This window comes from Streptococcus vulneris (assembly GCF_019218685.1).
In the GTDB taxonomy this organism is placed as follows: Bacteria; Bacillota; Bacilli; order Lactobacillales; family Streptococcaceae; genus Streptococcus; species Streptococcus vulneris.
In genome coordinates, this window is record NZ_JAHUZC010000016.1 from 21552 (window position 1) to 29987 (window position 8436).

The window sequence follows — 8436 nt, forward strand, 5'->3', positions numbered from 1 at the left end:
GGGTGAGCAAGTGATTGATGGAAAACGATTATTATTTAGTTTGACCATAGTCAGCTATGCCTTGACGCTAGTAAGTGGAATTGTGTATCTGTTTAATAATAACAATGTTAGCTTGCTTTCTACTTTATTGTTCCTACTGGTTAGTAGCTCAATTGCTTGTTGGAATGATATCAAGTATTACTTAATCCATTTTATTTTCTTTTTAACTATTTTTGTATTTCTAGTATCAAGGCCGACCATTGATTACTTTAGGGATGGTGCTTTAGATACCTATCATCCCATAGCATATCGTTTTGCCTTTATAGTCGTCATGGTTTCGATATTGGGATTGACCACAGGGGGGCTCCTAGCTCGCTATTTTATAGCTAGAAAGAAAATACAAGTACCGACGATAGGAAGTTCTCTAAAAGAGGTTTACATCAAGCGGTTGCGCTTTGTATCGCTAGGAGTTTTTCTTCTAACCTATCCATTCTATCTACTTCGGTTATTTGAACGGCTCTTGTATCGCTCGCAGACGTCCTACTATGCCTACTATGCAAATTTCGAAAGTAAACTGCCTTATTTTACCTATATCTTATCAACATTTACAGTCTATGCAATGTGTATGTATTTGGCAACTAAGCCAAAGAAATTGCAGGCAACAGCAGTGCTTGTCTCCTTTATTGCAGCTAATACCATTCATTTGGCAATCGGGACACGCAATCCCTTTATTTTAAGTATTCTATTTGCTTTTGTTTATTACTTTATGCGGGAGCAAACAGAAAAGGGAAAATGGATTGGATTTAAAGAAAAGTTAGCGATTTTTGTAGGTTCTCCTATTCTCATGTTAGCGATGGGAATACTCAATTATGTACGGGATAATGTCCAGGTTTCCCATACAGGTTTCTGGGATATCCTGCTTGACTTTATCTATAAACAAGGAACCAGTTTTGGTGTTTTGGCTCGAGGCTTTCTATTTAACAGTAGCCTCCCTTACCGAGATTTACGCAATTTTACTTTTGGTCCTGTTATTGATTATTTTGCAAGGGGAAGTTTAGGGGCCATTTTCGGAGGAAAAGCCTTTGAACATACAACCAATAGTGTGGAACTAGCTATTGATAGTAATAGTTATGCCCATAATCTATCCTATCTTGTCTTGAACAAGGAATACTTGAAAGGACATGGTATTGGAAGTAGCTATATTATGGAGTTGTATACCGACTATGGTATGATAGGAGTCTTTCTACTTAGTCTCTTGCTAGGCATGTTATTCATAGCCATGCTGCAAGTAGCCTATCGTTCAAGAACAATCCTATTTGCCTTGTCCCTACTCATCTTGAATAATCTATTCTTTATGCCAAGAAGTAGCTTTTCAGAAAGTTTCTTCAATTTATTTACAATGCAATTCTGGGGAATTGTTCTTGTGATTATATTCGTAGCGAAAATGCTTACAAAAGAAAACCAGTATCTACTACACAAAGGAGAAAAAAATCATGTTTGAACATTATTCAGTAGCTGATTTGTTTGCAAATCTATACAAAAAACGAAAAGCAAATATTCTAGCTCTCATCGCTTTATTTGCTATCATTGCTGTACCATTTACAATTAAAGCAGTTAAGAATAAAAACACTGTCAAAGACACAACAAGTTATTCAACTTATATCAGCTATAAAATTACACCTCCGGAAGATTCAGCCAAAACGATTTTGAATCATCAAATTGGTGGGTATAGTGATTTTTATGGGAAATTAATTGAAGGGAATTTAAATGGAGCTTATCTTTTCAATGATGTAGAACCGAGTGAGTTGAAAAAAATTGCCAGTGAATTGGATACGACAGAGTCAACCTTGAAAAATTCTACAAGCGACTATTGGTGGAAAAAATTGACCGTCTATTCTATGATTGACGATGCAGGGGTTAGTGTGAAAATTTTGACACCAAGTAAAGACGCCAATGACTTGTTAGAGAAAAAGATTGATGCACTGGTTGATAAATTTAAAAATACTTATGTAAACGTGAAAATTGAAAAATTGGAAACCATCAACTCTAAAGAATTGAACGCAAACGGTGAGACAGCGCTTGGATTAAATGTCAAGAATCTGATTCTTCGTTTAGCTGTTATTGGAGTAGCTTGTGTGATTTTGGTTGTGATGGGAAATGTATTGATTTATCTATTTAATCCAACAATCAATAGAGCAGGTGATTTTTCTCAGTATCAAATTGATTTTGTAACAGAGATTACAACAATTGCTAATCTAGCAGATATTCTATCATACAAAAATTCTGGACAAGAATTGACTATTGTTAGCACAAATAAAGCTATTCTAGATAAATTAAAACAAAATCAAGAGACTTTGAAAGGAATGCATTTTGTAGATTTACAAGATGTACCATCTCTTTTAGAAAGAGATGCAGTCCTTCTTGTTGAAGAATATGGAGTGACTCGTTATAAGAAATTTGAACAAAGTCTTCAAATTCTTCGAAACTTAAATCGCTCTATCCTCGGTGTAGCAACCTTTAAATTATAAGCATCCTGATACATCGTGTCTCTAAAGTTGGCGAAGAGTCGATTTTGAGGCTCCATAATATTTGTAGTGGGTACCTTCCCTATAGATATTATGGAGTCTATTTTGTTGTCTTGTTAGAAGATGGTAGTCACTGAGAGTCCTCTAGTAAAGAATATCAACAAATCCGTTAGATTCTCAATTCAAAGATTACTTAAAAGTTAATTGAAAAGACTTCTATGAAAGATATAAATCATAAACTTTCAATCTTATTATAATTATCGAACTGTAACTAAATAATTAAGACTTAATAATTTTTGTATTTTCAATCCCAATTGGAGTTCTTTGCTTTTTTAACGATATATTTGTCCTTAGTTAAAGTTCGATAAATTTTATTTGAAATCCTCAAAAAGTTAGTTTTTAATCTTAAACTTTTGAGGATTTGATTTCCTAAAAATTTTTTAAAATAATTAAAGACTAGTTGTTGAAAACAAAAGAGTTATTTTAACTAACTTTATGATATAATGAAAAACGAGGTAAATTGAATGAAAAGTATAAAATTAAATGCTCTATCCTACATGGGAATTCGTGTCTTGAATATTATTTTTCCCATCTTAACTGGTACCTACGTCGCGCGTGTCTTGGACCGAACTGACTATGGTTACTTCAACTCAGTCGACACAATTTTGTCATTTTTCTTACCCTTTGCAACTTATGGGGTCTATAACTACGGTTTACGGGCCATTAGTAATGTCAAGGATAACAAAAAAGATCTGAATAGAACCTTCTCTAGTCTTTTTTATTTGTGCATAGCTTGTACGATTTTGACCACCGCTGTCTATATCCTAGTCTATCCTCTCTTCTTTACAGATAATCCAATCGTCAAAAAGGTTTACCTTATTATGGGGATTCAACTCATTGCCCAGATTTTTTCAATCGAGTGGGTCAATGAAGCTCTGGAAAATTACAGTTTTCTCTTTTACAAGACTGCCTTCATCCGTATCCTGATGCTGGTCTCTATTTTCCTGTTTGTCAAAAATGACCACGATATTGTTGTCTACACACTCGTGATGAGTTTATCGACGCTGATTAACTATCTGATTAGTTATTTTTGGATTAAAAGAGACATTAAACTTGTTAAGATTCACATAAGTGATTTTAAACCGCTCTTTCTCCCTCTAACAGCCATGTTGGTCTTTGCCAATGCAAATATGCTCTTCACCTTTTTAGATCGTCTCTTCCTCGTTAAAACAGGGATTGATGTCAATGTTAGTTACTATACCATTGCTCAACGAATTGTTACCGTTATAGCTGGTGTTGTAACAGGAGCTATCGGAGTGAGTGTGCCTCGTCTCAGTTACTATCTAGGAAAAGGCGATAAGGAAGCCTATGTCGCACTTGTAAACAGAGGAAGTCGAATCTTTAACTTCTTTATCATTCCACTGAGTTTTGGACTCATGGTTTTAGGACCAAATGCCATCCTACTTTACGGTAGTGAAAAATATATCGGAGGTGGTATCTTAACCTCTCTCTTCGCTTTTCGTACGATTATCCTGGCCTTAGATACCATTCTTGGTTCCCAAATTCTCTTTACAAATGGCTATGAAAAACGTATCACAGTCTATACAGTCTTTGCAGGATTACTCAATTTGGGCTTAAATAGTCTCCTCTTTTTCAACCATATCGTGGCTCCTGAATACTACTTACTGACAACTATGCTATCAGAGGCCTCTCTACTTGTTTTCTATTTCATTTTCATCCATAGAAAACAACTTATTCACTTGGGACATATCTTTAGCTATACTGTTCGATACTCGATCTTTTCACTTTCCTTTGTAGGAATTTATTTCCTGATTAATTTCTTGTTTCCTGTGGATATGGTCATTAATTTGCCATTTTTGATTAATACTGGTTTGATTGTCTTGCTATCAGCCATCTCTTATATTGGTCTACTTGTCTTCACAAAAGATAGCATTTTCTATGAATTTTTAAACCATGCCCTAGCCTTAAAAAATAAATTCAAAAGATCATAGGAGTTTAGAATGAAACAACTAACCATTGAAGATGCCAAACAAATTGAATTAGAAATTTTGGATTATATTGATACTCTCTGTAAAAAGCACAATATCAACTATATTATTAACTACGGGACTCTGATTGGGGCAGTTCGTCATCAAGGCTTTATTCCTTGGGACGACGATATTGATCTGTCCATGCCTCGAGAAGACTACCAACGATTTATAAACATTTTTCAAAAGGAAAAAAGCAAATATAATCTCCTTTCCTTAGAAACTGATAAGAACTACTTTAACAACTTTATCAAAATAATAGACAGTACGACTAAAATTATTGATACTCGGAATACAAAAACCTATGAGTCAGGTGTTTTTATCGACATTTTCCCTATGGATCGCTTTGATGACCCTAAGGTCATTGATATTTGTTATAAGCTGGAAAGCTTCAAACTTCTATCTTTCAGTAAACACAAAAATATTGTCTATAAGGATAGCCTTTTAAAAGATTGTATACGAACAGCCTTCTGGTTTCTCCTTAGACCGGTTTCTCCTCGTTATTTCGCAAATAAAATCGAGAAAGAAATTCAAAAATATAGTCGTAAGAATGGGCAGTACATGGCTTTTATCCCTTCTAAATTTAAGGAAAAGGAAGTCTTCCCAAGTGGTACCTTCGATAGAACAATCGATTTACCCTTTGAAAATTTAAGCCTTCCAGCACCTGAAAAATTTGATACTATTTTGACACAATTTTATGGAGATTATATGACCCTACCACCAGAAGAAAAACGCTTCTACAGTCATGAATTTCACGCTTATAAATTGGAGGATTAGGATGCAGTATTTAGAAAAAGAAGAAATTAAAGAAATTCAACTAGCCCTGCTAGACTATATTGATGAAACTTGTAAGAAACATGATATTCCTTATTTTCTAAGTTATGGAACCATGCTTGGAGCTATCCGCCACAAAGGTATGATTCCATGGGATGATGATATTGATATTTCTCTCTATCGTGAAGATTATGAGCGTTTACTGAAGATTATTGAGGAAGAAGATCATCCTCGCTATAAGGTTCTTTCTTATGACACCTCTTCTTGGTACTTCCATAATTTTGCATCGATTTTAGATACTTCTACCGTTATCGAAGACCATGTTAAGTACAAGCGTCATGACACCAGTCTCTTTATCGATGTCTTTCCAATTGATCGCTTTACAGACTTGAGCATTGTCGATAAGAGTTATAAGTATGTAGCCCTTCGTCAACTAGCCTATATCAAAAAATCACGCGCAGTTCACGGTGATAGCAAATTAAAAGATTTTCTAAGATTATGTAGCTGGTACGCCCTACGATTTGTCAATCCGAGATACTTCTATAAGAAAATAGATAAGTTAGTTAAGAATAGTGTTGTAGAACAGCCGAAATATGAGGGAATGGTTGGAGTTGATAAAGAGGGAATGAAGGGTGTTTTCCAAATAAATACTTTCAAAGAGTTAATCTTAACAGAGTTTGAGGGAAGAATGTTACCAATTCCTAAAAATTATGATGTCTTTTTAACCCAGATGTATGGGGATTATATGACACCACCATCAAAGGAAATGCAAGAATGGTATAGTCATAGTATTAAAGCTTATCGCAAGATAGAGAAGTAGCACAGGCTTATAAGAGAGCGAATCTTTTGGTTGTTTATTTTGGAAAATCAGGACAGTGCAATTCATATACAAAGCTTGATATGAAAATGGGTTAAAATTATGTTTTATAGAAATGATAAAGGAAAGTGTGACATACAATGAAGAATCTAAAGAAAAGAAAATTAATATTATTTATCTTTCTCATATGCACTTTAATTATAGCTACCAAATTATCTTCAGTCGATGCGGATACCATTTCCGCAGGGGATGGTAATCGAATCCATTTTATTAATTTAAAATCTAAGTCAGGGAGTGATGCTATTCTATTAGAAAGCAGAGGACACTTTGCTTTAATTGATATGGGTGAGGATTATGATTTCCCAGATGGAAGTAACCCACGTTATCCAGATAGGTGGGGAATAACCATGGACAATGACCAAGTTTTAGAGGATCGATTGTTCCGTCATTTGAAACAAGTTGGTGTTGAAAAGCTAGATTTTATCTTGGGTACTCATGTCCACAGTGATCATATTGGTTCTGCTGATGAGGTACTAAAACATTATCCTGTTGATAGATTTTATCTAAAAAGATACGCTGATGAACGTATTACAACAAAATGGAGGTTGTGGGACAATCTTTATAATTACGATAATGCTGTAAAGACTGCTACTGAACGTGGTGTAAAATTAATACAAGATATCTCAGATAAAGATAGTCATTTTACTTTAGGTGACATGGATATTCAGCTGTATAACTATAAAAATGAGTATGATAGCAACGGAAATCTAAAAAGGGTATTTGATGACAATTCTAACTCAATTGTAGCAGTTGTGAAAGTAGCAGGTAAGAGAATCTATCTTGGTGGAGACTTGGATAATGCTGAGGGAGCAGAAGATAAGTTAGGTCCTGTAATTGGTAAAGTAGACATGATGAAATGGAATCATCACTATGATGCTAACATTTCTAATACAGTTAACTTTATTAATAATTTATTACCAAGTATTGTTGTTCAGACAAGTGGATCAGATATTAATCGTGAATCTACTAGGACTCTACTACGAGAAAAGAATATAAAAATAGTAAAAGCTTTTAGTCATACAAAAGATGCGACTGTTTTTGATATAGATGAAGAAGGGTTTACTGATGTTTCGAAAGTTTTCCCCGATATACCGACGGTTAGAGAAAAATGGTATAAAGAAGAAGGTTACTGGAAATATCGCTTGTTCGATGGAGAAATGACGATTGGTTGGCGAAAAATAGACGGTGTTTATTATTTCTTTAATGGACAAGGACAAATGCAAGCTGGAAAATGGTTGCATTTGAAAGATTCTAGAGAAAAGCTTGATGGAAATTGGTATTACCTAAACAACAATGGAGGCATGCAAGAAGCCGGTTGGTTTAAGAAAGACGGTTTTTGGTACTATATTACCTCTACAGGGGCTCGGAAATATAATGAATTAGTGGAAATTTCTGGACAAAAATATTTATTTGATAAAGAAGGAAAAATGTTAACAGGATTGCACGAGTTTAACGGCAAAAAAATGTTCTTTGCTAGTAATGGTGCCCTTCAATCTAATGGTAAACCTTCTAGTTGGAAAAAAGTGTTAGGAAAATGGTATTATTACGATGAGAATGGAGTCCCTTCACTTAGTAAAAAAATTATAAATGGAACAACTTATTTCTTTAATCAAGAAGGTGTGATGCAGACTGGCTGGGTTTCTGTTAATGGAAAATGGAACTATTATACAGAATCTGGAGCAATGAAAACTGGCTGGATTAAAGATAAAGATATATGGTATTATTTAGACAAAGATGGTATCATGTTAACCGGAAATCAAGAAATTAGTGGAATTCGTTACTATCTAAACACAAGTGGAGCGATGCAAACTGGTTGGAAATTAATGGATAAGAACTGGTATTACTATTCAAGTTCTGGTGCGATGAAGATTGGCTGGGTTAAGGATAATGAAAAATGGTACTATTTGGACAAAGAAGGTATCATGCAGACTGGTGCCCATACGATTAGTGGATTGCGTTATTTTTTGAGTACAAGTGGAGCCATGCAGACTGGTTGGCAGAAACTTGAGGAGAACTGGTATTTTTATTCTGATTCAGGAATTGGTCAAACAGGTTGGCTAAAAGATCATGATAAGTGGTATTATCTTGAAGCTAAGGAAGGCACTATGTTGGTTGGCCTCAATCAAGTAGATGGCAAGCAATATTACTTTAGTGCGTCTGGAGCCATGCAGACTGGCTGGAAATGGTTTGATAATCATTACCGTTACTTTGAATCAAATGGAGCCATGAAAAC

Annotated in this window: 6 protein-coding genes; all 6 read left to right on the forward strand. The window is 34.7% G+C overall.

Features of this window, described 5'->3' with window-relative positions; all coding sequences use genetic code 11:
- The first annotated feature begins 10 nt into the window (after positions 1-10).
- The gene (locus KUA57_RS09090) at positions 11-1480 is read left to right on the forward strand and encodes an O-antigen polysaccharide polymerase Wzy family protein (protein ID WP_004259743.1); all 1470 of its coding nucleotides are present in this window, start codon (positions 11-13) and stop codon (positions 1478-1480) included.
- On the forward strand, positions 1473-2507 hold the full coding sequence (gene tarQ, locus KUA57_RS09095) for a teichoic acid biosynthesis protein TarQ (RefSeq protein WP_064276481.1): 1035 nt from the start codon (positions 1473-1475) through the stop codon (positions 2505-2507). Before KUA57_RS09090 ends, tarQ begins: the two co-directional genes overlap by 8 nt.
- Positions 2508-3028: 521 nt before the next feature.
- Complete coding sequence (gene tacF / locus KUA57_RS09100) at positions 3029-4516, forward strand: type IV teichoic acid flippase TacF (RefSeq protein WP_125448002.1); 1488 nt, start codon at positions 3029-3031, stop codon at positions 4514-4516.
- Between the two features lie 9 nt (positions 4517-4525).
- A complete protein-coding gene (locus tag KUA57_RS09105) occupies positions 4526-5329 on the forward strand; it encodes a LicD family protein (RefSeq protein WP_061864202.1) in 804 nt (267 codons plus the stop codon).
- Position 5330: 1 nt separating this feature from the next.
- Positions 5331-6146 (forward strand): LicD family protein, encoded by an 816-nt coding sequence (locus KUA57_RS09110; RefSeq protein WP_004259723.1) that lies wholly within the window; start codon positions 5331-5333, stop codon positions 6144-6146.
- Between the two features lie 137 nt (positions 6147-6283).
- Positions 6284-8436, forward strand: a 2153-nt coding sequence (locus tag KUA57_RS09115) for an MBL fold metallo-hydrolase (RefSeq protein ID WP_218494126.1), incomplete at its 3' end; no start/stop codon positions are given.

Bases quoted from the DNA above. Each gene is read 5' to 3' on its own strand.
- KUA57_RS09110 (WP_004259723.1), top strand. From the start codon at position 5,331: ATGCAGTATTTAGAAAAAGAAGAAATTAAAGAAATTCAACTAGCCCTG.
- tacF (WP_125448002.1), top strand. From the start codon at position 3,029: ATGAAAAGTATAAAATTAAATGCTCTATCCTACATGGGAATTCGTGTC.
- tarQ (WP_064276481.1), top strand. From the start codon at position 1,473: ATGTTTGAACATTATTCAGTAGCTGATTTGTTTGCAAATCTATACAAA.
- KUA57_RS09105 (WP_061864202.1), top strand. From the start codon at position 4,526: ATGAAACAACTAACCATTGAAGATGCCAAACAAATTGAATTAGAAATT.